Below are 25,913 nucleotides of genomic sequence, written 5' to 3' on the forward strand. Positions count from 1 at the left end.
AAGGTGGCTGCCAAAACCAAGCAGGGAGCCTGATGTGAGCCTATTAGAAGAAAACCAATCCACTGACCTGGAAAAAATGGTCGGCCTCAGCCGTCGCGGTTTCATCGGCGCCGGCGCGCTGTGCGGCGCGGCGATGTTCCTCGGCGGCAGCCTGTTGAGCCGCAGCGCGCTGGCCACTGGCGTCAGTGCCGGCAACAGCCGTCTGCTCGGTTTCGAGAGTATTCCGGCGGCAACCACCGACGTCATCACACTGCCCAAAGGCTACAAGTCTTCGGTGCTGATCAGTTGGGGCCAGCCCCTGCAAAAGAACGGCCCGGCCTTCGACCCGAGTGGCAACGGCACCGCTGCCGCACAGGAAGTGCAATTCGGCGACAACAACGACGGCATGAGCCTGTTCGCCTTCCCCGACGACCGCAACCGCGCGTTGATGGCGATCAACAACGAATACACCAACTACCGCTACCTCTATCCGCACGGCGGCATGCCGCAATCGGCCGAAGACGTGCGCAAGGCGCTGGCCTGCGAGGGCGTGTCGGTGATCGAGGTACAGCGCAAGAACGGCCAATGGCAGTTCGTTCAGGGCTCACGCTACAACCGCCGCATTCACGGCAACTCGCCGCTGCGCATCAGCGGCCCGGCAGCCGGTCATGATCTGATGAAAACCGCTGCCGACAAACACGGCAAAAAAGTCCTCGGCACCTTCCAGAACTGCGCCAACGGTAAAACCCCATGGGGCACTTACCTGACCTGCGAAGAAAACTTCACCGACTGTTTCGGCAGCAGCAATGCCCAGCAACAGTTCGACCCGGCGCAGAAGCGTTACGGTGTCTCCGTCGCCAGCCGCGAGATCAACTGGCACCCGTACGACCCGCGCTTCGACATGGCGAAAAACCCCAACGAACTCAACCGACACGGATGGGTGGTCGAGATCGATCCGTTCGATCCGCAATCGACCCCGGTCAAGCGCACAGCGCTGGGCCGCTTCAAGCATGAAAACGCCGCACTGGCCGAGACCGACGACGGTCGCGCCGTGGTGTACATGGGCGACGACGAGCGTGGCGAGTTCATCTATAAATTCGTCAGCCGCGACCGCATCAACCATCGCAACGCCAAGGCCAACCGCGACATCCTCGATCACGGCACCCTGTACGTGGCCAAGTTCGATAATGGCGACAGCAACCCCGACCACCCGAAAGGCCAGGGCCAGTGGATCGAACTGACCCACGGCAAAAACGGCATCGACGCCAGCAGCGGTTTCGCCGATCAGGCCGAAGTGCTGATCCACGCGCGCCTCGCCGCCAGCGTGGTTGGCGCGACGCGCATGGACCGTCCGGAGTGGATCGTCGTCAGTCCGAAGGACGGTCAGGTCTATTGCACCCTGACCAACAACGCCAAGCGCGGCGAAGACGGGCAGCCGGTGGGCGGGCCGAACCCGCGCGAGAAAAACGTCTACGGGCAGATTCTGCGCTGGCGCACCGACCGTGACGATCACGCCTCGAAGACGTTTGCCTGGGACCTGTTTGTGGTCGCTGGCAACCCGGGCGTGCATGCCGGGACGCCGAAGGGTGGCTCGAAGAACATCACCCCGCAGAACATGTTCAACAGCCCGGATGGTTTGGGCTTCGACAAGGCCGGGCGCTTGTGGATTCTCACCGACGGTGATTCGAGCAACACCGGCGACTTTGCCGGGATGGGCAATAACCAGATGCTTTGCGCCGATCCGAAGACCGGTGAGATTCGCCGATTCATGGTCGGGCCGATTGGTTGTGAGGTGACGGGAATCAGCTTCTCGCCGGATCAGAAGACGTTGTTTGTCGGGATTCAGCATCCGGGGGAGAACGGCGGGTCGACCTTCCCTGAGCATTTGCCGAATGGCAAGCCGCGGTCTTCGGTGATGGCGATCACTCGCGAGGATGGTGGAATCGTCGGCGCCTGATACACCACTTTCGCGAGCAGGCTCGCTCCCACAAGGGATCGCATTCCAAATGTGGGAGCTGGCTTGCCAGCGATGGTGTCAGCACAGACACCAACCACCTCCCCGCTGCCATCTGCGCTACCATGCTGGGCCGGACGCGGCAGCCTGCTGCGCGCAGGAGTCAGCATGGCCCACCCGTTTGAAACCCTTACCCCCGACCTCGTGCTCGATGCCGTTGAAAGCATCGGTTTCCTGAGCGATGCGCGCATTCTCGCGCTCAACAGCTACGAAAACCGCGTCTATCAGGTCGGCATCGAAGACTCCGAACCGCTGATCGCCAAGTTCTACCGCCCGCAACGCTGGACCAACGAAGCCATCCTCGAAGAACATCAATTCACCTTCGAACTGGCCAACGTCGACATCCCGGTGGTAGCGCCGCTGATCCACAACGGCGAAACCCTGCACGAACATGCCGGTTTTCGCTTCACTCTGTTCCCGCGTCGCGGCGGTCGTGCGCCGGAGCCGGGCAACCTTGATCAGTTGTATCGCCTCGGCCAGTTGCTCGGGCGCATCCACGCGGTCGGCGCGACCAAGCCGTTCGAGCACCGTGAAGCCCTCGCCGTGCAGAACTTCGGCCACGCTTCGCTGAACACCTTGCTCGAAGGCAACTTCATTCCGAAAAGCCTGCTGCCGGCCTACGAGTCCGTCGCCCGCGACCTGCTCAAACGCGTGGAAGATGCCTACGCCAACACACCGCACCAGAACATCCGCATGCACGGCGATTGCCACCCCGGCAACATGATGTGCCGTGACGAGATGTTCCACATCGTCGACCTCGACGACTGCCGCATGGGCCCAGCGGTGCAGGACATCTGGATGATGCTCGCCGGTGATCGTCAGGAATGCCTGGGGCAGTTGTCGGAATTGATGGATGGCTACAACGAGTTCCACGACTTCGATCCGCGAGAACTGGCACTGATCGAGCCGCTGCGCGCCTTGCGCCTGATGCACTACAGCGCCTGGCTGGCGCGGCGCTGGGATGACCCGGCGTTCCCGCACAGTTTTCCGTGGTTTGGCACCGAGCGTTATTGGGGTGATCAGGTGCTGGCGTTGCGTGAGCAACTGTCCGCGCTGAATGAAGAGCCACTGAAACTCTTCTGATCACCACCTCCTCCTTGTAGGAGTGAGCCTGCTCGCGATAGCGCTTTGTCAGTCGACGTAAATGTTAAATGTCAGACCGCGATCGCAAGCAGGCTCACTCCTACATTTGTTCGGTGTTCACAATTTCCCGACCATTGCGCTACGGCATTCGTAGACAAATCTCCTTACAATCCCTCCTTTGTTAGCTGCCTAAGCAAGGATTCTGCATGCAAGCCGCCAACCCGCGTCGCGGGTACATTCTGGGCCTGAGCGCCTACATCATCTGGGGCCTGTTCCCGATCTACTTCAAAGCCATCGCCGAAGTGCCGGCCGTTGAAATCATCATCCATCGAGTGTTGTGGTCGGCGCTGTTTGGTGCGTTGTTGCTGATGGTGTGGAAACACCCGGGCTGGTTGCGCGAGTTGCTCGACAATCCCAAGCGACTGGCGATTCTGGCCCTGAGCGGCACGTTGATCGCGGCCAACTGGCTGACCTACGTGTGGTCGGTGAATAACGGGCGCATGCTCGAAGCGAGCCTCGGCTACTACATCAACCCATTGGTAAACGTGCTGCTGGGGATGTTGATTCTCGGTGAACGCTTGCGGCGGATGCAGTGGCTCGCGGTCGGCCTGGCGGCGGTTGGTGTGGCGCAGCAGGTATGGCAGGTCGGCAGTCTGCCGTGGGTATCGCTGGTGCTGGCGTTGACGTTCGGCTTCTACGGTCTGATCCGCAAACAGGCGCCGGTCAAGGCGTTGCCGGGACTGGTGGTGGAAACCTGGATGCTGGTACCGATCGCGATTGCCTGGCTGCTGTTCAATCAGACCGCGACCAGCGCCCAACCGGAGTTCTGGACCACCTCGCAAGCCTGGTGGCTGGTAGCGGCCGGCCCGGTGACACTGGTGCCGCTGGTGTGTTTCAACGCTGCCACGCGTCACTTGCCCTACACCACCATCGGCTTCCTGCAATACCTGGCGCCGACTTTGGTGCTGCTGCAAGCCGTGCTGCTGTTCGGTGAGCATCTATCGTCCAGCACACTGGTGGCGTTTATCTTCATCTGGGCCGGCCTGGCCGTTTACAGCGTCGACGCGGTGATCAGTTTACGCCGGCGCAACTGATCAAAAAACGTACAAACCCTCACAGGCCATGGTTCTCGTGGCCTGCATCGTTTCTTCCCAAGGTTATCCACAACGTGATCCCCGCCGTTTGTGTGCAAGTCACTGAATGTTGGCGGTTTTTTGATCAGTTCCGCGCAAGCCCCGGCCGGCTTGGCGCTGCGCCCGGTCTCTACAGGTTATCCACAGGCAGGTGCACGTTAAAACTGGATAACCCGGTCAGCGCTTAACTGTCTGTGCGTAACACCAGTTCGACCATCAGATCATCGGCCAGGGTTTCCAGCCGCGACTGCAATACATCCAGCGACAGGGTTAGCGGTACCGCGAGAATCGCTTCGGCGTGGAACAGCGGTTCGCTGCTCATCGGTGCCGGACGCACTTCAGTCACCAGCCGCTCAAGGTTGACGCCCTGCTCGCTCAACAGCCGGGTGATGTCGCGAACAATGCCGGGCCGGTCATTGCCCACCAGTTCCATGGCGATCGGTTTCCAGGTACAGGATTGTTCGATACCGCTCTCGGCGATCAGCACGCGAATGCCGTGCGTCGACAATGCTTGTAAGGCATCGACTAATTCGTCGTAAGCCTCTGCCGGCACCCCCACCCGAAGAATCCCGGCGAACTGCCCGGCCATCCGCGACATGCGGCTTTCCAGCCAGTTACCGCCGTGTTCGGCAATGCATTGGGCGATGCGCTCGACCTGCCCGGGCTTGTCCGGGGCGAATACGGTGAGTACGAGATGGTCCATGGCGCAGCCCTCTTGTCATGACTTTTGTTATAGAAGGGGGAAGTATAGGCAAGGGTCGATTTTGCGTTGAGGCGACCGACGCTTTCGCGAGCAAGCTCGCTCCCACAAAAACCGGTGCCATAGCAGCCAATTACTATTTATGTGTACAACTTTTTATATTTAGCTGGAACAATCCATCTGTTTTTTGAGAACATCCCGTTCCGCGATGTGACCGCAATGCGACATGAGGTCGCAGAACGACGTAATTAGTCTGATTTTCACAAGCGCAACTCATCATGTAGTATGCCGCAGCGCGCACTACATAACGCTGGATCGATGTCTGCCCAAAGCCTGTTCGCAACCCTGAAAGCCCCGTCAGCAAGGCCCCAAGCCGTTGATTGGTCCCAGCCCAGCCGCCAGCAATGGCATGTACTGGTCGGCAGGTTTGTGGTTTAAATGGCCAGAGGCTTCATTGTCAAATTGAAGAGCTGAAAAGCGAAATAGCTGAGCAGAGTGAGGCAAGCAATGACTGAACACGTTCAAGTCGGTGGCCTGCAGGTCGCCAAAGTCCTGTTCGACTTCGTGAACAACGAAGCCATTCCCGGTACCGGCCTCACCGCCGAAAAATTCTGGGAAGGTGCCGACAAGGTCATTCATGACCTGGCGCCGAAGAACAAAGCCCTACTCGCCAAACGCGATGACTTCCAGGCTCGCATTGATGCCTGGCACCAGGAACGCAACGGTCAGGCGCACGACGCCGTGGCCTATAAAGCCTTCCTGCAAGAAATCGGTTATCTGCTGCCAGAAGCGGCTGATTTCCAGGCAACGACGCAAAATGTCGATGATGAAATCGCCCGTACCGCCGGCCCGCAACTCGTGGTGCCGGTGATGAACGCCCGCTTCGCTCTCAATGCCTCGAACGCCCGCTGGGGTTCGCTGTATGACGCCCTCTACGGCACCGACGCGATCAGCGAAGACGGTGGCGCGGAAAAAGGCAAAGGCTACAACAAGGTGCGGGGCGACAAAGTCATCGCCTTCGCCCGTGCCTTCCTCGACGAAGCCGCACCATTGGCTGCTGGCTCCCACGTCGATTCGACCGCCTACAAAATCGCTGACGGCAAACTGCTGGTCACCCTCAAGGGCGGCAGCAACACCGGCCTGCGCGACGATGCACAACTGATCGGTTTCCAGGGCGACGCCAACGCGCCAATCGCCATTCTGCTGAAACACAACGGTCTGCACTTCGAAATCCAGGTCGACGCCAGCACCCCGGTTGGCCAGACCGACCCGGCCGGCGTCAAAGACATCCTGATGGAAGCGGCTCTGACCACCATCATGGACTGCGAAGACTCCGTGGCTGCCGTCGATGCCGACGACAAAGTGGTGATCTACCGCAACTGGCTCGGCCTGATGAAGGGCGATCTGTCGGAATCCGTTTCCAAGGGCGGCCAGACCTTCACCCGCACCATGAACCCGGATCGCACCTACACCGCGCCAAATGGCGGTGAAGTGACGTTGCACGGTCGTTCGCTGTTGTTCGTGCGCAACGTTGGCCACTTGATGACCATCGACGCGATCCTCGACAGTCAAGGCAACGAAGTGCCGGAAGGCATCCTTGACGGTCTGGTCACTTGCCTGGCGGCGATGCACAACCTCAACGGTAATACCACGCGTCGTAACACCCGCACCGGCTCGGTCTACATCGTTAAACCGAAGATGCACGGCCCGGAAGAAGCAGCGTTCACCAACGAGCTGTTCGGCCGCATCGAAGACGTGTTGGGCCTTACGCGCAACACCCTGAAAGTCGGGATCATGGACGAGGAGCGCCGCACCACGGTCAACCTCAAGGCCTGCATCAAGGCCGCCAGCGAGCGCGTGGTGTTCATCAACACTGGTTTCCTCGACCGTACCGGCGACGAAATCCACACCTCCATGGAAGCCGGCCCGGTGGTACGCAAGGCCGACATGAAGGCTGAGAAGTGGATCGGCGCTTACGAAAACTGGAACGTCGATATCGGTCTGAGCACCGGCCTGCAAGGTCGCGCGCAAATCGGTAAAGGCATGTGGGCGATGCCGGACCTGATGGCGGCGATGCTCGAACAGAAAATCGCGCACCCGTTGGCCGGTGCTAACACCGCTTGGGTGCCGTCGCCGACTGCTGCTGCGCTGCACGCGCTGCACTACCACAAGGTCGACGTGTTCGCCCGTCAGGTCGAACTGGCCAAACGTGCTCGCGCTTCGGTAGACGATATCCTGACCATTCCGCTGGCGGTCAACCCGAACTGGACGCCTGAGCAGATCAAGAACGAACTGGACAACAATGCCCAGGGCATTCTTGGCTATGTGGTGCGCTGGATCGACCAGGGCGTGGGTTGCTCGAAAGTGCCGGACATCAATGACGTCGGCCTGATGGAAGACCGTGCCACGCTGCGTATCTCCAGCCAGCACATCGCCAACTGGCTGCGCCACGGTGTCGTCACCGAAGCGCAAGTGATGGAAAGCCTCAAGCGCATGGCGCCGGTGGTGGATCGTCAGAACGCCAACGACCCGCTGTACCGTCCGCTGGCACCGAACTTCGACAGTAACATCGCCTTCCAGGCGGCGGTCGAACTGGTGATCGAAGGCACCAAACAGCCGAACGGTTACACCGAGCCGGTGCTGCACCGTCGTCGTCGCGAGTTCAAGAAGGCCAACGGCCTGTAACTTGCGCTGAATGCCGGACATGAAAAAGCCCTGATCGAAAGATCAGGGCTTTTTTGTTTGTGCTGTGGATTGGATTTTTGTGGCGGGCTTGAGATCCATCCCCCTCACCCCAGCCCTCTCCCCCAGGGGGTAGAGGGGGCAAGGGAGCAGATTTATATGCTTTTCAAAATCTGAGATCGACTCAGGAATTGCCAGGGTAAAAGGGAAAGGGGGCCGATCTTTGTGCTTTTCAAAATCTGAGCTCGGATCAGGAATTGCCAAAGGTTGAGGGAGAAGGGAGCCGATCTTTTTGCTTTTCAAAACCTGAGTTCGACTGAGGAATTTCAGGTCGGTGCACCTCGAATATTCACCTCGGTCAGTCCCCTCTCCCCCTGGGAGAGGGCTAGGGTGAGGGGCTTCTAAGGCTCGATACCCAATTCATGTTTCACCAACGCCAACAACTTGCCCGTATCAATCGGCTTGAGCAAAAAATCCACCACGCTCAGATGCATCGCCGCAATCGCATCTTTCACATCGGCATCGCCGGACACGATGATGATCGGCAGCGCCGCCCGCACCGATTCGCGCACCTGGCGAATCAGCTCAAGGCCACCGACATGGCCCATGCGCAGATCGGTAATCACCAGCCCGATCGACGGTTTTTCTTCGAGCATCTTCAGCGCCGTCTCACCACTGGCAGCGGTCATGCAACGAATGCCATCCAACGCGAGAATCTCCGACAACAGCTCCCGGGCGTCCTTGTCGTCATCGACGATCAGTACACGCTGCGGCGGCAAATCGGGTTCGAGCATTACAGCGCTGAGCGCTTCACGCTCGGCGTCGCTCAAAATATCGTGGTCGGACATGGCGTTCTCTACGTTTTCAAATCAATCACCTGGCACAGTCGTCAGACATCGCTAAGCAGAGCTTCAATGTGCACTTCGTCGGATTTTTTTCCAAGAGACTGGCGGGCGAATTTCCGACTGTTTTTGTAGGGCACTTCCCAAATGTGCCCAACGGCAGCTCAAACCTAGACTTACGTCCAATGGGCACCCCGCCCGCAGGGGTCGACCATGGTCAGAACGATCCGACAACAACAATTCGAAAAAGACTGCGGTAATGGTTATGAGTAAAGCGGACGCCTTCACCCAGGCAGGGAAAACCGCGGTATTGCAGAACATTCAGGGCACCCTGCAATTCCTCCAGCGCTTCCCGCCCTTCAATCAGATGGAACACGCCCACCTGGCTTATCTGGTGGAACAATGCCAGCTGCGTTTCTACGGCCAGGGCGAGAGCATCATCAAACCTGCCGACGGCCCGGTTGAACACTTCTATATCGTCAAGCAAGGTCGGGTGGTCGGCGAACGTCAGCACATCACCAAGCCCGGCACCGAGACCACGTTTGAAATCACCACCGGCGAATGCTTTCCGCTGGCCGCGCTGCTCGGCGAACGCGCAACCCGCACCGAACACTTGGCCGGCGAAGACACCTTCTGCCTGCAACTGAACAAACTGGCGTTCATCAAGCTGTTCGCCCTCTCCAACGCCTTTCGCGATTTCGCCTTGCGCGGGGTAAGCAGTCTGCTCGATCAAGTCAATCAGCAAGTGCAGCAGAAAGCCGTGGAAACCCTCGGCACGCAGTACTCGCTGAACACCCGACTGGGCGAACTGGCGATGCGTCACCCGGTCACCTGCAGCCCCGACACGCCATTGCGTGAAGCGGTGAAGCTGATGCACGAGCAGCAGGTCGGCAGCATCGTTGCGGTGGATGCACACAAGGCGCCGCTGGGCATTTTCACCCTGCGTGATCTGCGTCATGTCGTGGCTGCGGGCGTCGGTGATTTCAGCGAGGCCATCGAGCGCCACATGACGCCTTCGCCCTTTTATCTTTCGCCGGATCACAGTGCGTTCGATGCGGCGATTGCCATGACCGAACGGCACATCGCGCATGTCTGTCTGGTCAAGGATCAGCGTTTGTGTGGCGTGGTCTCAGAACGTGATCTGTTTTCGCTACAACGGGTCGACCTGGTGCATCTAGCCCGGACGATTCGCAGCGCCCAACGCGTCGAACAGCTGGTCGGTCTGCGCGGTGAGATCGGCCAACTGGTCGAGCGCATGCTTGCTCATGGCGCGTCGTCGACGCAGATCACCCACATCATCACCTTGCTCAACGATCACACTGTGTGCCGGGTGATCGAGCTGACCCTCGCGGAAAAAGGCGACCCCGGTGTGCCGTTCAGTTGGCTGTGTTTCGGCAGCGAAGGCCGCCGCGAGCAAACGCTGCACACCGATCAGGACAACGGCATTCTGTTTGACGCCCGCGATGCTGCGCATGCAGCGGAGATTCGCGGCAAGCTGCTGCCGATTGCGCAGCAGATCAACCAGAGTCTGGCGCAGTGCGGTTTCACTCTGTGCAAGGGCAACATCATGGCCGGCAATCCCGAGCTGTGTCTGTCGCGGGCAGAATGGGCGCGGCGCTTCGCGGCGTTTATTCGTGAGGCAACGCCGGAGAATCTGCTCGGTTCGAGTATTTACTTCGATCTGCGCGTGGTCTGGGGCGATGAAAAAGGCTGCGAACAATTGCGCCGCGGCATTCTCGATCAGGTCGGCGACAACCGTTTGTTCCAGCGCATGATGGCCGAGAACGCCCTGCGCAATCGTCCACCGGTGGGCCGTTTCCGTGAGTTTGTGCTGGCACGCAAGAATGGCGAGAAAGCCACGCTGGACCTCAAGGTGCAGGGGCTGACGCCGTTCGTGGATGGCGCACGCTTGCTCGCGCTGGCCAACGGTATCGACGCCAACAATACCCTTGAGCGCTTCCGTCAGTTGGTCGAGAAAGAAGTCATCGAGCGACTGGATGGCGCGGCGTATGAAGAGGCCTATCACTTCATTCAGCAAACGCGCATGCAACAGCATCAATTGCAGACGCGGGAGAATCTGCCCTATTCCAACCGCGTCGACCCGGACAGCCTCAACCACCTCGACCGGCGCATCCTGCGGGAATCCCTGCGCCAGGCCCAGCGCCTGCAAAGCAGCCTGACCTTGCGGTATCAGCTATGAGCCTGTTCTCGTGGCTGCGCCCGGCGAGTGCGGTGGTGCCGGTGGATTTTCAGCAGCGTCTGGCGCAGCTGCCGACGATTACCGAGCTGAGCGAATGCACACTGCGCGAACAACGTTGGGTAGTGCTGGATCTGGAAACCACCGGGCTGAATCTGAACAAGGACCGTGTGTTGTCGATTGGCGCGGTGGTGATCGAGGACGGCGCGATCGATTTCAGTCAGCAGTTCGAACGCACGCTGCAATGTCGCGAGCTGAAGCTCAGTCCGAGCGTGTTGATTCACGGGTTGGGGCCGAATGCGATTGCGGCGGGCAGTGAGCCGGTCGAGGCGTTGCTGGAACTCATGGAATTTATCGGCGACAGCCCGGTGCTGGCGTTTCATGCGCCGTTTGATCAGCACATGCTCGGGCGTGCGCTGAAGGAACATCTGGGGCACAAGTTGCAGCAGGTGTTCCTGGATGTCGCCGACATTGCACCGCTAGTGTGCCCGCAAGCGAACATTCGTGAGGCCGGGCTGGATGAGTGGATCGACTGGTTCAAGCTTGAGGTGTTCGAGCGGCATAACGCGAGTGCCGATGCGCTGGCGACTGCAGAGTTGGCGTTGATTCTGTTCAGTCGGGCGCGGGGTCAGCAGATTCATAGTCCGTTGAATTTGCAGCAGCGGTTGAGTCAGTGGAAGCGGCGGCAGCAGACGCCTTCGTTCTGAAATTGAGTCAAGTCCAAGATCCATCGCCCTCACCCTAGCCCTCTCCCAGAGGGAGAGGGCTAGGGTGAGGGCCAGCCTTTAACGCCCACCTGACCAGTGGCCAATTGCTAACCATTCCCACCTCTGCCACAATCGCGAACAATTCGCGTTAGTTAATATTTCCCAATCGGTGATGTCCGGTGTCGTCAGTCCCAAGCCCTAACAGTGAGCTCGTCGGTGCGATGTATCGTGACCATCGCGGTTGGCTGCTGGCGTGGCTGCGGCGCAATGTGGCCTGCCCGCAACGTGCCGAAGACCTCAGTCAGGACACCTTCGTCCGCCTGCTCGGTCGCGACGACATGCTGACACCGCGCGAGCCACGCGCCTTTCTGGTGGCGATCGCCAAAGGCTTGCTGTTCGACTACTTCCGCCGTGCGGCGCTGGAACAGGCCTATCTCACCGAACTGATGCTGATCCCCGAAGGCGAACAACCGTCGGTGGAAGAACAGCAAATGATCCTCGAAGACCTCAAAGCCATCGACCGCTTGCTCGGCAAACTGTCGACCAAGGCCCGCGCCGCTTTCCTTTATAACCGCCTCGATGGCCTCAGCCATGCCGAGATCGCCGACAAGCTCGGCGTCTCGGTGCCGCGCGTGCGCCAGTATCTGGCCCAGGGGATTCGTCAGTGCTACATCGCGCTGTACGGAGAGCCGACGTGAGCCCGGCCAGTTCCAGACCGGTGCCGGCGCATGTGCTGGACGCGGCGATTGCCTGGCAACTGACCCTCGATTCGAGCAGCCCGCTGGAGCGCGAGGAATTCGCCAAATGGCATGCGGCCCATGAAGAACACGCCCGCGCGTGGCGGCAACTGGGCATGCTCGATCAGCGCTTCAGCGTGGCCAAAGGTCCGGCCCGCAGTGCCTTGCTGCAGTCACGCGAAGGCATTCGCCGCCGGGTGCGCAGACTGGGCAGTGGGCTGGCCAGCGTTGTGCTGCTGGTCGGTGTGGGGCTGTTCGCCAGCGAACGCTTTCTGCCGCTGGATTACTGGCTCGCCGATCAACGCACCGCGACCGGTGAGCAGCGCACTGTGCGTCTGGCTGACGGCACCGTGCTGAATCTGAACACCCACAGTGCGGTGGATGTGCGGTTCGATGAGAAGCGCCGGTTGATCGTCTTGCAGGAAGGCGAAATTCTTGTCGAAACCGGGCATGGCGATGCGCGCCCTTTTATCGTCGAAACCCGCGAAGGCAGCATGCGCGCGCTGGGTACGCGGTTCCTGGTCAAGCGTGAAGACCAAGGCACGCGCCTGAGTGTGTTGCAGTCGGCGGTCGCGGCGCGCCCGCAATCCAACCCTGAAGAGCAAATTCTCCATGAAGGCCAGCAAGTGCTGCTGCGCGGTGACGGGCTGGGCTCGATTGTCGCGCTCAATCCCGGCGCCGATGCCTGGACGCGCGGCATGCTGGTGGTCGATAACGCGCGGTTGGGCGATTTGGTGCACGAGCTCGGGCGTTATCGTCGCGGGTATCTGGGCGTGGCACCGGACGTGGCTGACCTGCGGATTACCGGTAGCTTCCCGCTGCATGACACCGATAAGGCCCTGAGCGCATTGCTGCCGACCCTGCCGGTGCAGATCGAGCGGCATACGCCGTATTGGGTCACAGTCGCTAAGGCCGAGCCCTCCTCCCCTTGACCTGATCGTTCCCACGCTCTGCGTGGGAATGCAGCTCGGGACGCTCTGCGTCCCTGCCGAAGCGGACGCAGAGCGTCCATTGAGGCATTCCCACGCGGAGCGTGGGAACGATCAAGCCCGCAGAAATGTGGCTGTTTCCAGTTAATCGAAATTATTTTCATCCTGCCCTATCACTTTCTGCTTTTCATCCGGCACACAGGCAATTGAGAAATATTTCCATTCAGGAGCCGCCGTATGTCCCGTTCGCTAGACACCTTGTTGCGCCCCGGTCTGCTGGCCGTCGCCATCGCGCTCAGCGCGCCGCTGATCAGCAGTCCGTTGCTCGCCGCTGAACAAGCGTCCAGCGTGCGCGCCTACAACCTGCCGGCGGCGCCACTGTCGACCACCCTGAACCAGATCGCCAGCCGGGGCGGCATTGCGCTGTCGCTGAATCCGTCGCTGGCGGCGGGCAAGACCTCGGCGCCGGTCAACGGCCAGTACGACGCGGCCGGTGCCTTGCGCGCGGCCCTGCATGGCACCGGTCTGCAACTGGAACAAAGCAGCACCGGCACCTACACCCTTGTGGCGGTGCCTGAAGGGACGTTGGCCCTGCCGGAAACTTCCGTCATCGGTGTGGAAAACGTCGAAAGCGCCTGGGGCCCGGTCGACGGCTACACCGCCACCCGCACCGCCGCCGGCAGCAAGACCGACACCGCGCTGGTCGAAGCGCCGCGTTCGATCTCCGTCGCGACTCGCCAGCAAATGGACGACCGCAGCGTGCACAGCCTCGATGACGCCGTACGCTACATGCCGGGTATCACCGCCAGCAGCTACGGCAGCGACACCCGTGCCGACTGGTTGCGTGTGCGCGGTTTCGAACCGACCCAGTTCCTCGACGGCCTGCCGCTGCCAAAAGGCGTGTACGCCAACCCGAAACAGGAAACCTGGAACCTCGACCGCCTCGCCCTGCTGCGCGGCCCGGCCTCCTCGGTTTACGGCCAGACGCCACCGGGCGGCCTGCTGGATATGGTCAGCCGTCGCCCAAGTGCTGAAGCCAGCAGCGAAATCCAGTTGCAATACGGCAGCGACAACCACCGTCAGATCAACTTCGCCAGCACCGGCAAAATTGACGACGCTGGCCAGTTTCTCTATGGCCTCAGCGGTGTGGTGCGCGACAGCGGCACGCAGGTCGATCACGTCGACAACAAGCGCTACAACATCGCGCCGAGTCTGACCTGGAACATCGACGACGACACCAAGCTCACCCTGCTGAGCCAGTTCACCCGCGACGATACCGGCATCACCAGCCAGTTCCTGCCGGTGCAGGGCACCAAGATCAAATCGCCGTTCGGTGATATTTCCCACCACAAGAATCTGGGTGATCCGGACTGGGAATATTACGATCGCACCTACTACGCGCTGGGCTATGCCTTCGAACATCGTCTGAACGATGTCTGGCAGTTCAAGCAGAACCTGCGCTACACCAAGTCGGACCTGTCGTTCCAGTCGCTGACGCCGGGTTCCTACCCGTTCACCGAAGTGGATGATCAAGGCAACGTCGGGCGCACCAGCACCAGCGTCGAAGAAGACATCAGCCAGTTCGCCGTGGACAACAACTTCCAGGCCGACTTCGCCACTGGCGATATCCGCCACACTCTGTTGTTGGGTCTGGACCATCAGCGCAGCAACACCAACTACACCTCGATCTTCGGTGACGGCCTGACCACCAACGTGATCACGCCGATCTATGGTCAGCCGATCGTGCGTCCAGCGCGCTCCACCGCGTTTTACGATTACGACCAGAAGACCTACCAGACCGGCCTGTACATCCAGGATCAGATGGCCCTCGACCAGTGGCGCCTGACCCTCGGTGGCCGTGAAGACTGGGTGCACACCAGCACCCAGTTCATCAACAAGGGCGATGCCACCAACACCCAGCGCGACAAAGCGTTCAGCGGCAACGCTGCGCTCAGCTACGTCTTCGACAACGGTTTCGTGCCGTACCTGTCGTACGCCGAATCCTTCCAGCCGACCACAGGCGCCGACGCCACCTCGACCGGTTCGCTCAAACCGACCGAAGGCAAGCAGTGGGAACTGGGCATCAAGTACCAGCCACCGGGCAGCAAAACCCTGCTGACCGCTGCCGTATACGACCTCACTCAGAAGAACGTTTCGGTCAACACCTTCGTCAACAACGTGTCGATCACCAGCCAGACCGGCGAAGTGAAAGTCAAAGGCCTGGAGCTGGAAGCGGTTTCCGACGTCACCGACAACCTGAAAGTCATCGCTGCCTACACCCTGGCCAAATCGGAAGTACAAAATGGCGTCGACAAGGGCAATCGCCTGCAACTGATGCCGAACCAGCAAGCGTCGCTGTGGACTGACTACACCTGGCACGCCGGCGTGCTCGACGGCTTCGGCATTGGCGGTGGCGTGCGTTACACCGGCAACACCTACGGCGACAAGGCCAATTCCTGGCTGGGCAAGGCGGACGCCTACACCGTGTTCGACGCTTCGGTGCATTACGACCTCGGCCGCCTGGACAACAGCCTCAAAGGCGCGTCGCTGGCACTCAACGCGACCAACCTGTTCGACAAGGAATACATTTCCACCTGCGACAGCTTCTACTGCTACTACGGCGACACGCGCAGTGTCGTCGCCAGCGCCACTTACAAGTGGTAAGCGTCTGAGCTGAAACAGGCCCTGTGACCAGGCCGTCCTCCGTGGACGGCTTTGGTGTTTTTGAAGGTCATGAAATGAAAAGTAAAACAATTCGCCGCTGGTCGTTCATCCACACCTGGACCAGCCTGGTCTGCACCGTGTTTTTGCTGATGCTGGCACTGACCGGTTTGCCGTTGATCTTTCATCACGAGATCGAGCACCTGCTCGGCGACGCACCCGAAGTGCGCGAGATGCCGGCCGACACGCCTCGATTGAATCTGGCGCAACTGGTCGTGGCCGCCGAACAGCATCGCCCCGATGACGTCGTGCAGTACTTCGGCTTCGATGACGATGAGCCGAACGCCGTGCTGACGATCATGGCGAAAACCGCTGGCACCGAACCGAATTCCTCGCACACGTTCATGCTCGATGCGCGCACCGGGGAAGCGCTGGAAACGCCTTCGGCCAATGGCGGCTTGATGCTGTTCATCCTGCGCCTGCATGTCGACATGTTCGCCGGGCTGCCGGGCAAGTTGCTGCTGGCGTTCATGGGGCTGCTGTTTGTCGTGGCCATCGTATCCGGGACAGTGTTGTACCTGCCGTTCATGCGCCGCTTGAAGTTCGGCACCGTGCGTCAGGACAAATCCACCCGCCTGCGCTGGCTCGACCTGCACAACCTGATCGGTGTCGTCACCCTGACCTGGGCGCTGGTGGTGGGCGTGACCGGCGTGATCAGCGCGTGCGCCGACTTGTTGATCGCCGCCTGGCGCAACGATGCACTGAACACCTTGATCGCACCTTATCGCGATGCCCCGCCACTGACGCATCTGGCACCGGCCACGCATTTGCTCGATATCGCTGGCGAAGTCGCGCCGGACATGCAGCCGGACTTCATTGCCTTTCCCGGCACACGCTTTTCCAGCGAACACCATTACTCGGTGTTCATGAAGGGCGGTACGCACCTGACCTCGCATCTGCTGACGCCGGTGCTGATCGATGCGACCACGCTGCAGGTCACCGCCGTGGCCGAACGGCCGTGGTACATGGACGCCATGGGCATGTCGCAGCCGCTGCACTTCGGTGATTACGGCGGCATGCCGATGAAGATTCTCTGGGCCACGCTTGATGTGCTGACGATCATTGTGCTCGGCAGTGGTGTGTATTTGTGGGTGGTGCGGCGCAGAGCGGCCAGGCCTGTGCTGGAAACGGCGGAGGCCTCTGCATGAAGCCGCGTCAGTCGAGTTTCTGGAAAGTGTTCAGCACGCCGATCGTGATTGCGTTGCTCAGTGCGGCGGGGTTGTTTGCGGCGCTGCTTGGGGATGGGATTTGGGATGCGTTGAGCTGGGTTGGGCTGGGTGTGCCGGCGTTTCTGGCGATACGAGGTTTTCTGCCGCGAAGCTGAAAAACCTTTGTAGGAGTGAGCCTGCTCGCGATGGCTGCGGGTCAGTCAACATAGTTATTGAATGTTATTACGCTATCGCGAGCAGGCTCACTCCTACATTTGGTTCGGCGCAAGGCTTGAGCTCGTGCACTGACAGGCTATGCTGCTCCCTCATCGTTCTGATCGAGACCCTGCCAATGTCCGCCCCCAGCATGACCCTGTACCACAACACGCTCTCCCCGTTCGTGCGCAAAGTGATGGTGTTGCTGCACGAAACCGGCCAGCAGGATCGCGTCGCCTTGCAAGACTGCGTGCTCAGCCCGGTCAGCCCGAGCGCTGAGCTGAATGTCGACAACCCGCTGGGCAAGATCCCCGCCCTGCGCCTGGCCGATGGCAACGTCATCCATGACAGCCGTGTGATCCTCGAATACCTCGATCAACAACACGTCGGCAATCCGCTGATCCCGCGCGAAGGCGCGGCCCGCTGGCGGCGTCTGACCCTGGCCTCGATGGCCGACGGGATCATGGATGCGTCGGTGATGGTGCGTTATGAAATGGTCCTGCGCGCGCCGGAAAAGCATTGGGACGAATGGCTCGAGGCTCAGCGTGACAAGATCCGCCGCGCCCTCGCTGTGTTGGAGCGCGACGCGATTGCCGAGCTGACCAGCCATTTCGATGTGGCAGCGATCAGCGTGGCGTGTGCGCTGGGTTACCTCGACCTGCGCTTCCCGGACCTGGGCTGGCGTGATGCCAACCCGCAATTGGCCAACTGGTTCTTTGAAGTGAGTCAGCGACCTTCCATGATCGCCACGATGCCCAAGCCTTAAATCGGCGGCGCTTGTTCCGGCCTCTTCGCGAGCAAGCTCGCTCCCACAGTTGTATTGTGTTGTTCATGCCATGGATGCAACGACATAAATCCAATGTGGGAGCGAGCTTGCTCGCGAATGAACCACCTCGGTTCCGATGGTAGCGCTGCAAAAATCAGCGTCACCAAAACCTCCGCCTCTCGCTGATCTTCACGTAATCCCACCCGGCTCATTGCATCGCCCCCACATCAAACTCCAACGGCTTGCCCGGCTTCTGCCCAATCCCGTACCAATCCAGTTTGCGCGTTAGCACCATGAACACACCGAGCAGACCGAACAGCAACAACGAGCCCATCAACAACGCGTAATCCTCGGCACTCAGCAAGCCATAGAGCAGGCCATACAACGCCGCCAGCCCCGCCGAAAAGCTCAAACCGTGACGCACACTGCGTAGCACATGGCAGACATAAAACCCGATCAACACCACACAAGCACTGGCCGACAACAGATACGCCAGGGCGAAGCCGATGTGTTCCGACAACGACAGCAACAACAGATAAAAGAACGCCAGCGCCACACCGACCAACGCGTATTGCACCGGGTGCACGGCCAGACTCTTGAGCACTTCGAACAGGAAGAAACCAGCGAACGTCAGGACAATGAACAGCAGCGCATATTTGATCGCCCGGTCACTCTTCAGATATTGATCCACCGGATCGATAAAGCTCACACCGAAGCTGCGACCGTTGAACGCCTCGCAATCATTGCTGCTCACGCAACGGCTCATGGCGTCTTGCAGGTTGGTGGAGAAAAACGTGGTCTGCCAATCGGCGCTGAAACCTTGATCATTGATTTCACGTTTGCCCGGCAGGAAGTTGCCGACAAAGCTTGGATGCGGCCAGTTGGCGGTGAGGCTGACGCTGCTGCTCTTGCCCACCGGCAGCACCTGCAATGAACCGGTGCCTTGCAGACGCAGGTCGAAGCCGAAGCTCAGTTCCGTGGTTTTACTGGTGTCGAGCAACGGCAGCGTGACCCGCACACCTTCACCGAGCCAACCGACTTGCGTACCTGGAACGAAATCGAGGCGCTGTCCATCGAGCTCGAGTTTCAGCGCATTTTCGATACCGCGAATATCGCTGATACCGACCGCGAGAAACGGTGCATCGAACCGGTAGTCGCTGAAGTCTTCCTTGATGCCCAATTGCGCCGGCAATGAGAAATGGCCGTTGATACGGTTATCGGCGTGGAACAACCGCGCTTCATAAATGCCTCGTGCACGCAGTTCGGTTTGCACCTGGCCGTCGAGTTCGAAACGCTCCGGCAGGAAGTACAAACGACCGCGTTCTTCGCTCGGTTCGTCGTAACGCTGGTTGGTTTTATCGTTGGTTTTCCAGTTGTGAATCACTTTGCGATACGGCACCACCATCACCGGGCCGCTCAGTTGCTGGCTGTAGCTGGAGCTGCGGGCAATGTCTTCGAGCACACCGTCGCGCAACTGTTGGCGCTCGTCGATGACGCCGTCGATCATCAGCAGCGGGATCAGCAACAGCAGGATCAGCAGGGCGATGGCGCCGAGCTTTATCGTCAGATTCTTGTTCATGGGACTCTCCCTGTTTGGATGGGGAGAGTCTGCTGAGTGGGTGTGGGGGTTTTGTGGGGGGAATGTGGAGATTGTGTGGAGACTTCACTGGCCCCTTCGCGAGCAGGCTCGCTCCCACATTGGTTCTGTGTCGTTCACAAATCCCCTGTGGGAGCGAGCCTGCTCGCGAAGGCAACGACTCGGTATCAAGGCAAGCGCAATGTCACCTCAACACCGCTCTCGACATTGCGAATCTGCATCGCCCCACCATGCAACTTGATCACTTCTTCAACGAAGTTAAGCCCCAACCCCGTGCTTTTGCGCCCACTGTCCGGGCGCGGCAATGAGTAAAAACGCTCGGTCAACCGCGGCAAAGCGTAATCGGGAATCGGCGCCGTCTCATTGAACAATCGACATTCGATTTGCTCGCCAACCCGCTCGGCACTGAACCGCAGCAGCCCCTCAACCGGGGTGAAATCCAGCGCATTCTCCAGCAAGTTGCCCAGCGCCTGACCCAACAGAAACGGCTCGCCAATCAACAGCAGATCCGCGGCAATCGTCTGTTCGATGCGCAACTGTTTGCCTTCAATTCGCGCTGCCTGCCCTTGCAGCAACTCATCGACCAACACGGCCAACGGCACGGCGACCCGCTCTTCAAGGCCCTGACGTTGTTCCACCTGCGCCAGATTGAGCAACCGTTCGATCAACTGCTGCATCCGCGCACTTTCGCTGTCGATGTTGCCGACAAACCGCAAACGCTGAACCGGCGCCATGTCGCCTTGCAGCAACTCCGCCGCACCGCGAATCGCCGCCAGCGGACTTTTCAGTTCATGGGTCAGCGTGTGCACATAACGCTCGACGTAGGCCTTGCCTTCCAGTTGCGTGCGCATCTGTTCCACGGCGGTAGCCAGTTGTTCCAGTTCACCACCACGGTAATGCGGCACTTCCACCCGCCGGCCTTCGCTCACCGCCTGGGCATAACCGGTCAGACGGTGCAGCGCACGGCTCAGCCACCACGACAACAAAGCACCAAACAGCAGACCGAGGCCGATCAACCCGGCGCCGTAAAACAGCAAGCGCCGCTCGGTGCGATCGACATAGGGCTGCAATGAGCTGTTGGGCTTGGCCACGGTGACTACGCCGATGATCTTGCCGTTATCGCGAATTGGCGCGCCGACGTGCATCACCGACGAGCTGGCGTCATCCGGATCACTGCGGCTCGAACGCGCACCGTACTCGCCACGCAGGGTCAGGTAGACATCGTTCCAGCGCGAGTAATTCTGACCGACCGCGACACCACTGGAATCGAGCACGACGATGCCTTTCGCGTCGGTGACGTAGATACGGTGGTTGACCTGATTTTTCGGCAAGCCCCAGATGGTCGCTTGCGGCTGGCGCTCGCCATAGGCGCGCAGCAACTCGGGCCAGCGGTTCTCGCTAAGGGTGCCGGCCTTGAAATCATCACGGAGGATTTCCGCCATCAGGTTGGCGGTATCGACCAGGGTTTCTTCGGTGGACTGGCGCACGCCGGGGCGGATTTCTTCCATCACCGTGTTGAGCACAAAGTACCCGGTGAGGCCGACAAACAGCACATACACCAGAAAGATCCGCAGCCCCAGCGACATCAGCTGTGCCCCGGGCTGTAGCTGTAACCGAGGCCGCGATGGGTCTGGATCGGCTCGGCGTCGGCGCGCACCAGACGCAGTTTGGCGCGCACGCTTTTGATATGACTGTCGATGCTGCGCTCGTAGCCGGCGTCGGCAGCGACGCCCAGCGCATCGAGCAATTGCTCACGGCTGAATACCCGTTCGGGTTGTTCGAGCAGGCATTGCAACAGGCGGAATTCGTGGCGGGTCAGGCTTAACGTCTGGCCGCGATAGCTGATTTGTACGCGCTCGGGATCGATGCGAAACAGCGCCGAAGAGGCTTCAATCACTGGACGCGGCGCCATGCGTTTAAGGATGGCCTTCACTCGCGCCGCGACTTCACGCGGGCTGAACGGCTTGACCACGTAGTCGTCGGCGCCGATCTCCAGCCCGACCACGCGATCAATCTCGGCATCGCGGGCGCTGAGGAACAGCACCGGCACGTCGCTGAAGCGACGTAGCTGTTTGCAGGTCTCGAAGCCGCTGATGTCCGGCAGGCCGATGTCGAGGATGATCAGATCGGCAGGCGTCTGCCGCTGATGCTCCAGCGCCGCCGCGCCGAGGCTCAGCCACGTGGTGCCGAACCCCTCGCCTTGCAGGGCAAAAATCAGCGTATCGGCAATCGCCGCTTCGTCTTCGACAATCAGGATATGAGGCATGGCGTCCGAGCCCGTGGGTTAGGTGCGCGAACGGTGCCCCAAGCCTGACGTTACGTCAATGAGACCACTTGGCTCAGCAGTCCGGTTTATCCGCCGTGAAGCGCCGCGCCGGGTTAACCGCCGCGCCGAACTCGCGCAAGGCCTTGGCACCGATCAGCAGCGGATAATTGAAGTTGCTGCGATCGGTCAGGTTGACCTCGACGGTACGCTTGACGTTGCCCAGGCACAGCTCCAGATCGACCACCGGACGTTTGGCGACTTCGGTGCTTTCGCCCTCATCCTCTTCATCCGAGCGGCTCTTGATCTTGCTGATCCGCGCGACCTTGTGTTCGTAGACCTTGTTGCTGGCGTCCTTGGTGCCGAGGCGGAAACGCACCCATTCATCGCCATCGCGGGTAAAGGTTTCGATGTCCTTGGCCGACAGCGAAGCGGTCAGCGCGCCAGTGTCCATCTTGGCCTTGAGCACTTCACCGCCGATTTCCGGCAGCGCGATGTATTCATAGCGCCCGTACAGGGTCGGCTCGGCGGCCATGACCGGCAGGGCGACGAGGGCAAACAGTGCAAGGAGGGATTTCACGTAAGGGGCTTCCTTGAGAGGTTGGGCAACGGGATTTTAGACCGTTGCGCGCTTGATCGTTCCCACGCTCTGCGTGGGCATGCATCCAGTGACGCTCTGCGTCACAGGGACGCGGAGCGTCCCGGGCGGCGTTACCACGCAGAGCGTGGGAACGATCAGGTTAACGCGACTAAAGTGAAACATTCGTCACCACCGATTTGGCCTGCCGCGCGAAGCTGCTTATCATGGCGCGCCCATCCGTTTGCAAAGAGTTGCTTATGCGCCGCCTGCTCACCGGCTGTTTCGTCACCCTGCTGCTGTTGCTCAACACCCTGATCCTGATCGGGCCGTTGCTGGTATTTGCTCTGCTCAAACTGATCGCACCAGGCCGCTGGCGCGATTACGCCTCGTGGGCGGTGATGTGGATCGCTGAGACCTGGGCCGAGATCGACAAGCTGATTTTCCGCCTGTGCATCCCCACTCAGTGGGACATTCGCGGTGGCGAAGACTTGCGCAGTGACACTTCGTATCTGGTGGTCAGTAACCACCAGTCGTGGGTCGACATTCCGGCGCTGATCCAGACCCTCAACCGCCGCACGCCGTTCTTCAAATTCTTCCTCAAGAAAGAACTGATCTGGGTGCCGTTTCTCGGACTGGCGTGGTGGGCGCTGGATTACCCCTTCATGAAACGCTACACCAAGGCATTTCTGGCAAAACATCCGGAGCTGGCCGGCAAGGATCTGGAAATCACCAAACAGGCCTGCGAGCTGTTCAAGCGTCAGCCAGTGACCGTGGTGAATTATCTGGAAGGCACCCGCTACACCGCCGCGAAAAGCGCACAGCAGCAATCACCGTTCAAGCACTTGCTCAAGCCCAAGGCTGGCGGCGTGGCATTTGTGTTGGCGGCGATGGGTGAACAACTGGATGCGATTCTCGACGTCACCGTGGTTTATCCACAGGCGAACATCCCGGGTTTCTGGGATTTGATCAGCGGCAACGTGCCGCGCGTGATCATCGATATCAAGACCCGCGAACTCGACCCGGCGCTGTGGCAGGGTGATTACGAGAATAATCCGGCGTTTCGTCAAACGGTCCAGAGCTGGGTCAACCAGCTCTGGAACGAGAAGGATCAGCGCATCGCCGAACTGCGCGGCGAACGCGGCTGAATCAGCTACCGGTGCCGGCGCCCCAGATGCTGCCGAGGCTTTGCAGCAGCGGGCCGCCGACGCCCTGATCACCCAAGTACTTGAGCAGCACCGGGGCAAACTGGCCGACCATGCCACTGTCCATGCCCAGCGCGCCGAAGGCATTGTTCAGGTCATTGGTGTCCTTGACGTTGCCCAGCGCGTTTTCGAGCCCGGCTGACTTGCCCGACGAGCCCAACAAGCCGCTCAGCGCCGCCAGGTTACCGCCACCGCCCGACAGCTTGTCGATGCCCGGTACTTCTTTGGCCAACTGTGAATAATCAGTGCTGCTCAACTGGTTCTTGGCCAGGCCAAGCATGGCGCTGGTGCCGCCGACGGCTTGTTGAGGGGTAACCCCCAGACCGGTGACGGCTTGCAGCAGACCGGCGGTTTCCGAGGTCGGCGCCGCGGCGGTGGCAGCATTGCCGCCCTGCATGCTCGAAGCCGCCTTGGTCACGTCGTCCAGACTGAAACCGGCGAACACCGGGCTGGCCGCAAGGGTCATCAGTGAAGCCAAGGCAATACCGCGTGAAATCTTCATTCAGACATCCTCTTGCGCTGTGAAAACCACCCGTTGCACGGGCAGTGAAACTGCCGGTTTGACCGGGTATCCGCCGGCATGTTCCGGCGCGGCGCATCCATTTTCGTCCGGCCTGCGTATATAAAACGTGAAATCCCGGACACCTTCGCGATGAATGGCACAACCGCTATCACTGAACTAGCCTGTGAACAGTCCGAGCCCAGCCCTCGTCGCTCTACCTTTGCCTGGAGAGTCGTCATTTCCATCGCCGACACCGATCAGTTGCGCCAGCTGTTGGCCCAGTGTGCACTGGGCGATCGTCGCGCCTTCGAAACGCTGTACCGCAGCGTCGGCCCGCGTCTGCATGGTGTCGCCCTGCGGTTTATGCGCCGCACCGATCTGGCCGAGGAAGTGCTGCAGGAAAGCTTCGTGCGCATCTGGAACAACGCCTCGCGCTACGAAGCGCATCTGTCGGCGCCGCTGACCTGGATGATCAACATCACCCGTAATCAGGCCATCGATCAGTTGCGCAAACATCGCGAAAGGCCACTGACTGATCTGGAACAGGACACACTGCCGGACGAAAGCCCCTCGGCTCACGAGCAACTGAACAGCGCCCGCGAGGCCAACGCGCTGAACCGATGCCTCGAAACCCTCGAAAGCATGCAGCGCCAGTCAATCACCGTGGCCTACTTTCAAGGACTGTCGTGCACGGAACTCGCCGAACATCTCGCCACGCCACTGGGGACAGTCAAATCGTGGATTCGCCGTGGCATGGAACGCCTGCGCCGGTGCCTTGAATCATGAACTACCAGACCCCTGCCCTGCGCCGCGCCCTCGCTGCCGATTACGCCATCGGCCTGATGTCTGCACCTGCGCGGCGGCGCTTTGAACAGTTGCTACTGGATGACGCGGCATTAAGGGCTGAACTGGCGCAATGGCAGGAAAGCCTCGCCACTCTCACCGAAGCGCTGCCGGAACATCCGGTGCCCGACCGCGTGTGGCACGGCATCACCTCGCGCATCGAACCACAGGTTCTGCATGTGCCTGAAAAACGGCCATTCTGGAACTGGCTGCGACTCACCGCTGCGATCTGCTCCATTGCCGTGCTGGTGTTCCTCGGCTCGCTGTACAACCGCGACGACGCCCGCTACCGCGCCACCCTGCTGACCGCCGATGCGCAACCGGCGCTGAAGGTCGAAGCGCATGCGGATTATCTGCAAGTTGAGCCGCTGACGCTGGCGGCGGTTGATGCGGATCGTAGTCTGGAACTGTGGGCGATTCCGGCGGATGGCAAACCGATTTCCCTCGGGGTCATTCCGGCGGGAGGCAAAGGCAAGGTTGAGCTGAGCGAAGCGCAGAAAGCCTTGATCGGTAAACCGATTGCGCTGGCGGTAAGTCTTGAGCCGAAAGGTGGTTCGCCGACCGGGCAACCGACTGGGCCGGTGCTGTATCAAGGGACGTTGGCGGCCCTTTGAAGCAAAGCCCCTCACCCTAGCCCTCTCCCAGAGGGAGAGGGGACTGACCGTGGTGTTCTCTCGAGTTTCATCGACCTGAATTACCGAGCCGAACTCGGGCCCGATAACAACGCAAATCTGCTCCCTTTCCCCCTCTCCCTTAGGGAGAGGGCTGGGCGGGCGGCGTTCCGATGAGGGTAGCTTTTTACCTTGGATTTCAACAAAAAACGGCGAACCTGAGGTCGCCGTTTTGTATTGCGCTCAAGCCTTACGCCGCACTAAACAACTTATGCGGATCAATCACAAACTTCTTCGGCACGCCCGCATCGAACTCGCCATACCTTCCGGCGCCTGATCAAGGCTGATCTCCCCGCAAGACTTCAAATCCGCGAAACAACCCGAGGGCTGAGATCTTTTTAGGCCGTTAATTGCTTGTCATGCAAATCAATATTTCAAAAAGAACTAGACACCTGTCAGAT

At 60.1% G+C, this 25,913-nt stretch carries 22 protein-coding genes and 1 pseudogene; 15 read left to right on the top strand and 8 right to left on the bottom strand.

Annotated features, from left to right (window positions below):
* Positions 1–34: 34 nt before the first annotated feature.
* The 3 genes from AC1DVF_RS00390 (at position 35) to rarD (ending at position 4,170) form a co-directional block, all read left to right on the top strand.
* Complete coding sequence (locus AC1DVF_RS00390; RefSeq protein ID WP_116254369.1) at positions 35–1,936, top strand: PhoX family protein; 1,902 nt, start codon at positions 35–37, stop codon at positions 1,934–1,936.
* Between the two features lie 165 nt (positions 1,937–2,101).
* Positions 2,102–3,076, top strand: a complete 975-nt coding sequence (locus AC1DVF_RS00395) for a serine/threonine protein kinase (protein ID WP_093429937.1) — start codon at positions 2,102–2,104, stop codon at positions 3,074–3,076.
* A gap of 206 nt (positions 3,077–3,282) precedes the next feature.
* Positions 3,283–4,170, top strand: coding sequence for an EamA family transporter RarD (gene rarD / locus AC1DVF_RS00400; RefSeq protein ID WP_460130334.1), 888 nt, complete (start codon positions 3,283–3,285; stop codon positions 4,168–4,170).
* A gap of 223 nt (positions 4,171–4,393) precedes the next feature.
* Here the strand turns inward: rarD and AC1DVF_RS00405 are convergent, their stop codons facing one another.
* The gene (locus tag AC1DVF_RS00405) at positions 4,394–4,912 is read right to left on the bottom strand and encodes a glycine cleavage system transcriptional repressor (protein ID WP_093429935.1); all 519 of its coding nucleotides are present in this window, start codon (positions 4,910–4,912) and stop codon (positions 4,394–4,396) included.
* Positions 4,913–5,416: 504 nt separating this feature from the next.
* Here AC1DVF_RS00405 and AC1DVF_RS00410 point away from each other — a divergent pair.
* Positions 5,417–7,594 (top strand): malate synthase G, encoded by a 2,178-nt coding sequence (locus AC1DVF_RS00410; protein ID WP_477781855.1) that lies wholly within the window; start codon positions 5,417–5,419, stop codon positions 7,592–7,594.
* A 398-nt stretch (positions 7,595–7,992) separates the two neighbouring features.
* Here AC1DVF_RS00410 and AC1DVF_RS00415 read toward each other — a convergent pair whose 3' ends face one another.
* The gene (locus AC1DVF_RS00415) at positions 7,993–8,439 is read right to left on the bottom strand and encodes a response regulator (RefSeq protein WP_034155034.1); all 447 of its coding nucleotides are present in this window, start codon (positions 8,437–8,439) and stop codon (positions 7,993–7,995) included.
* A gap of 259 nt (positions 8,440–8,698) precedes the next feature.
* Here AC1DVF_RS00415 and AC1DVF_RS00420 point away from each other — a divergent pair, with 259 nt between their 5' ends.
* The 8 genes from AC1DVF_RS00420 to AC1DVF_RS00455 all read left to right on the top strand — a co-directional run bounded on the left by AC1DVF_RS00420 (position 8,699) and on the right by AC1DVF_RS00455 (position 17,854).
* Positions 8,699–10,633, top strand: a complete 1,935-nt coding sequence (locus tag AC1DVF_RS00420; protein WP_477781856.1) for a DUF294 nucleotidyltransferase-like domain-containing protein — start codon at positions 8,699–8,701, stop codon at positions 10,631–10,633.
* Complete coding sequence (locus AC1DVF_RS00425) at positions 10,630–11,337, top strand: 3'-5' exonuclease (protein ID WP_257356428.1); 708 nt, start codon at positions 10,630–10,632, stop codon at positions 11,335–11,337. Before AC1DVF_RS00420 ends, AC1DVF_RS00425 begins: the two co-directional genes overlap by 4 nt.
* Before the next feature lie 221 nt (positions 11,338–11,558).
* Positions 11,559–12,035 (top strand): RNA polymerase sigma factor, encoded by a 477-nt coding sequence (locus AC1DVF_RS00430; RefSeq protein WP_189661312.1) that lies wholly within the window; start codon positions 11,559–11,561, stop codon positions 12,033–12,035.
* On the top strand, positions 12,032–13,006 hold the full coding sequence (locus AC1DVF_RS00435) for a FecR domain-containing protein (protein WP_477781857.1): 975 nt from the start codon (positions 12,032–12,034) through the stop codon (positions 13,004–13,006). The genes AC1DVF_RS00430 and AC1DVF_RS00435 overlap by 4 nt, the downstream gene beginning before the upstream one ends.
* A gap of 234 nt (positions 13,007–13,240) precedes the next feature.
* On the top strand, positions 13,241–15,667 hold the full coding sequence (locus AC1DVF_RS00440) for a TonB-dependent siderophore receptor (protein ID WP_477781858.1): 2,427 nt from the start codon (positions 13,241–13,243) through the stop codon (positions 15,665–15,667).
* Positions 15,668–15,741: 74 nt separating this feature from the next.
* A complete protein-coding gene (locus AC1DVF_RS00445; RefSeq protein WP_477781859.1) occupies positions 15,742–16,872 on the top strand; it encodes a PepSY-associated TM helix domain-containing protein in 1,131 nt (376 codons plus the stop codon).
* The gene (locus AC1DVF_RS00450) at positions 16,869–17,048 is read left to right on the top strand and encodes a hypothetical protein (protein WP_016772844.1); all 180 of its coding nucleotides are present in this window, start codon (positions 16,869–16,871) and stop codon (positions 17,046–17,048) included. Before AC1DVF_RS00445 ends, AC1DVF_RS00450 begins: the two co-directional genes overlap by 4 nt.
* A 176-nt stretch (positions 17,049–17,224) precedes the next feature.
* A complete protein-coding gene (locus AC1DVF_RS00455; protein ID WP_099757359.1) occupies positions 17,225–17,854 on the top strand; it encodes a glutathione S-transferase in 630 nt (209 codons plus the stop codon).
* Between the two features lie 208 nt (positions 17,855–18,062).
* On the opposite strand, the gene creD is transcribed toward AC1DVF_RS00455, so the two are convergent.
* The 4 genes from creD to rloA2 all read right to left on the bottom strand — a co-directional run bounded on the left by creD (position 18,063) and on the right by rloA2 (position 22,294).
* Positions 18,063–19,433, bottom strand: a complete 1,371-nt coding sequence (gene creD / locus AC1DVF_RS00460; protein WP_477781860.1) for a cell envelope integrity protein CreD — start codon at positions 19,431–19,433, stop codon at positions 18,063–18,065.
* Positions 19,434–19,618: 185 nt separating this feature from the next.
* The gene (gene creC / locus AC1DVF_RS00465) at positions 19,619–21,037 is read right to left on the bottom strand and encodes a two-component system sensor histidine kinase CreC (RefSeq protein WP_477781861.1); all 1,419 of its coding nucleotides are present in this window, start codon (positions 21,035–21,037) and stop codon (positions 19,619–19,621) included.
* Complete coding sequence (gene creB / locus AC1DVF_RS00470; protein ID WP_414927150.1) at positions 21,037–21,717, bottom strand: two-component system response regulator CreB; 681 nt, start codon at positions 21,715–21,717, stop codon at positions 21,037–21,039. Before creB ends, creC begins: the two co-directional genes overlap by 1 nt.
* Positions 21,718–21,790: 73 nt before the next feature.
* The gene (gene rloA2, locus AC1DVF_RS00475) at positions 21,791–22,294 is read right to left on the bottom strand and encodes a retropepsin-like aspartic peptidase RloA2 (protein WP_007909997.1); all 504 of its coding nucleotides are present in this window, start codon (positions 22,292–22,294) and stop codon (positions 21,791–21,793) included.
* A 257-nt stretch (positions 22,295–22,551) separates the two neighbouring features.
* Between rloA2 and AC1DVF_RS00480 the strand changes: the two genes are divergently transcribed.
* Positions 22,552–23,439 (top strand): acyltransferase, encoded by an 888-nt coding sequence (locus tag AC1DVF_RS00480; RefSeq protein WP_099757363.1) that lies wholly within the window; start codon positions 22,552–22,554, stop codon positions 23,437–23,439.
* Between the two features lies 1 nt (position 23,440).
* Here the strand turns inward: AC1DVF_RS00480 and AC1DVF_RS00485 are convergent, their stop codons facing one another.
* Complete coding sequence (locus AC1DVF_RS00485) at positions 23,441–23,998, bottom strand: DUF2780 domain-containing protein (RefSeq protein WP_099757364.1); 558 nt, start codon at positions 23,996–23,998, stop codon at positions 23,441–23,443.
* 150 nt (positions 23,999–24,148) lie between these two features.
* Between AC1DVF_RS00485 and AC1DVF_RS00490 the strand changes: the two genes are divergently transcribed.
* Complete coding sequence (locus AC1DVF_RS00490; protein ID WP_093429918.1) at positions 24,149–24,784, top strand: RNA polymerase sigma factor; 636 nt, start codon at positions 24,149–24,151, stop codon at positions 24,782–24,784.
* A complete protein-coding gene (locus tag AC1DVF_RS00495; protein WP_477781862.1) occupies positions 24,781–25,455 on the top strand; it encodes an anti-sigma factor in 675 nt (224 codons plus the stop codon). Before AC1DVF_RS00490 ends, AC1DVF_RS00495 begins: the two co-directional genes overlap by 4 nt.
* 247 nt (positions 25,456–25,702) lie before the next feature.
* Here the strand turns inward: AC1DVF_RS00495 and AC1DVF_RS00500 are convergent.
* Positions 25,703–25,800 (bottom strand): annotated as a pseudogene (locus AC1DVF_RS00500) (hypothetical protein); the annotation flags it as partial.
* Positions 25,801–25,913: the final 113 nt, after the last annotated feature.

The sequence above is a fragment of the Pseudomonas sp. P4_D7 genome, from assembly GCF_056401755.1.

Coding starts and splice junctions, on each gene's coding strand:
- AC1DVF_RS00420 (WP_477781856.1), top strand. CDS start 8,699: ATGAGTAAAGCGGACGCCTTCACCCAGGCAGGGAAAACCGCGGTATTG.
- rarD (WP_460130334.1), top strand. CDS start 3,283: ATGCAAGCCGCCAACCCGCGTCGCGGGTACATTCTGGGCCTGAGCGCC.
- AC1DVF_RS00455 (WP_099757359.1), top strand. CDS start 17,225: ATGTCCGCCCCCAGCATGACCCTGTACCACAACACGCTCTCCCCGTTC.
- AC1DVF_RS00405 (WP_093429935.1), bottom strand. CDS start 4,912: ATGGACCATCTCGTACTCACCGTATTCGCCCCGGACAAGCCCGGGCAG.
- AC1DVF_RS00445 (WP_477781859.1), top strand. CDS start 15,742: ATGAAAAGTAAAACAATTCGCCGCTGGTCGTTCATCCACACCTGGACC.
- AC1DVF_RS00480 (WP_099757363.1), top strand. CDS start 22,552: ATGCGCCGCCTGCTCACCGGCTGTTTCGTCACCCTGCTGCTGTTGCTC.
- AC1DVF_RS00495 (WP_477781862.1), top strand. CDS start 24,781: ATGAACTACCAGACCCCTGCCCTGCGCCGCGCCCTCGCTGCCGATTAC.
- AC1DVF_RS00485 (WP_099757364.1), bottom strand. CDS start 23,998: ATGAAGATTTCACGCGGTATTGCCTTGGCTTCACTGATGACCCTTGCG.
- creB (WP_414927150.1), bottom strand. CDS start 21,717: ATGCCTCATATCCTGATTGTCGAAGACGAAGCGGCGATTGCCGATACG.
- creD (WP_477781860.1), bottom strand. CDS start 19,433: ATGAACAAGAATCTGACGATAAAGCTCGGCGCCATCGCCCTGCTGATC.
- AC1DVF_RS00450 (WP_016772844.1), top strand. CDS start 16,869: ATGAAGCCGCGTCAGTCGAGTTTCTGGAAAGTGTTCAGCACGCCGATC.
- AC1DVF_RS00395 (WP_093429937.1), top strand. CDS start 2,102: ATGGCCCACCCGTTTGAAACCCTTACCCCCGACCTCGTGCTCGATGCC.
- creC (WP_477781861.1), bottom strand. CDS start 21,037: ATGTCGCTGGGGCTGCGGATCTTTCTGGTGTATGTGCTGTTTGTCGGC.
- AC1DVF_RS00425 (WP_257356428.1), top strand. CDS start 10,630: ATGAGCCTGTTCTCGTGGCTGCGCCCGGCGAGTGCGGTGGTGCCGGTG.
- AC1DVF_RS00490 (WP_093429918.1), top strand. CDS start 24,149: ATGAATGGCACAACCGCTATCACTGAACTAGCCTGTGAACAGTCCGAG.
- AC1DVF_RS00410 (WP_477781855.1), top strand. CDS start 5,417: ATGACTGAACACGTTCAAGTCGGTGGCCTGCAGGTCGCCAAAGTCCTG.
- AC1DVF_RS00430 (WP_189661312.1), top strand. CDS start 11,559: ATGTATCGTGACCATCGCGGTTGGCTGCTGGCGTGGCTGCGGCGCAAT.
- AC1DVF_RS00415 (WP_034155034.1), bottom strand. CDS start 8,439: ATGTCCGACCACGATATTTTGAGCGACGCCGAGCGTGAAGCGCTCAGC.
- AC1DVF_RS00440 (WP_477781858.1), top strand. CDS start 13,241: ATGTCCCGTTCGCTAGACACCTTGTTGCGCCCCGGTCTGCTGGCCGTC.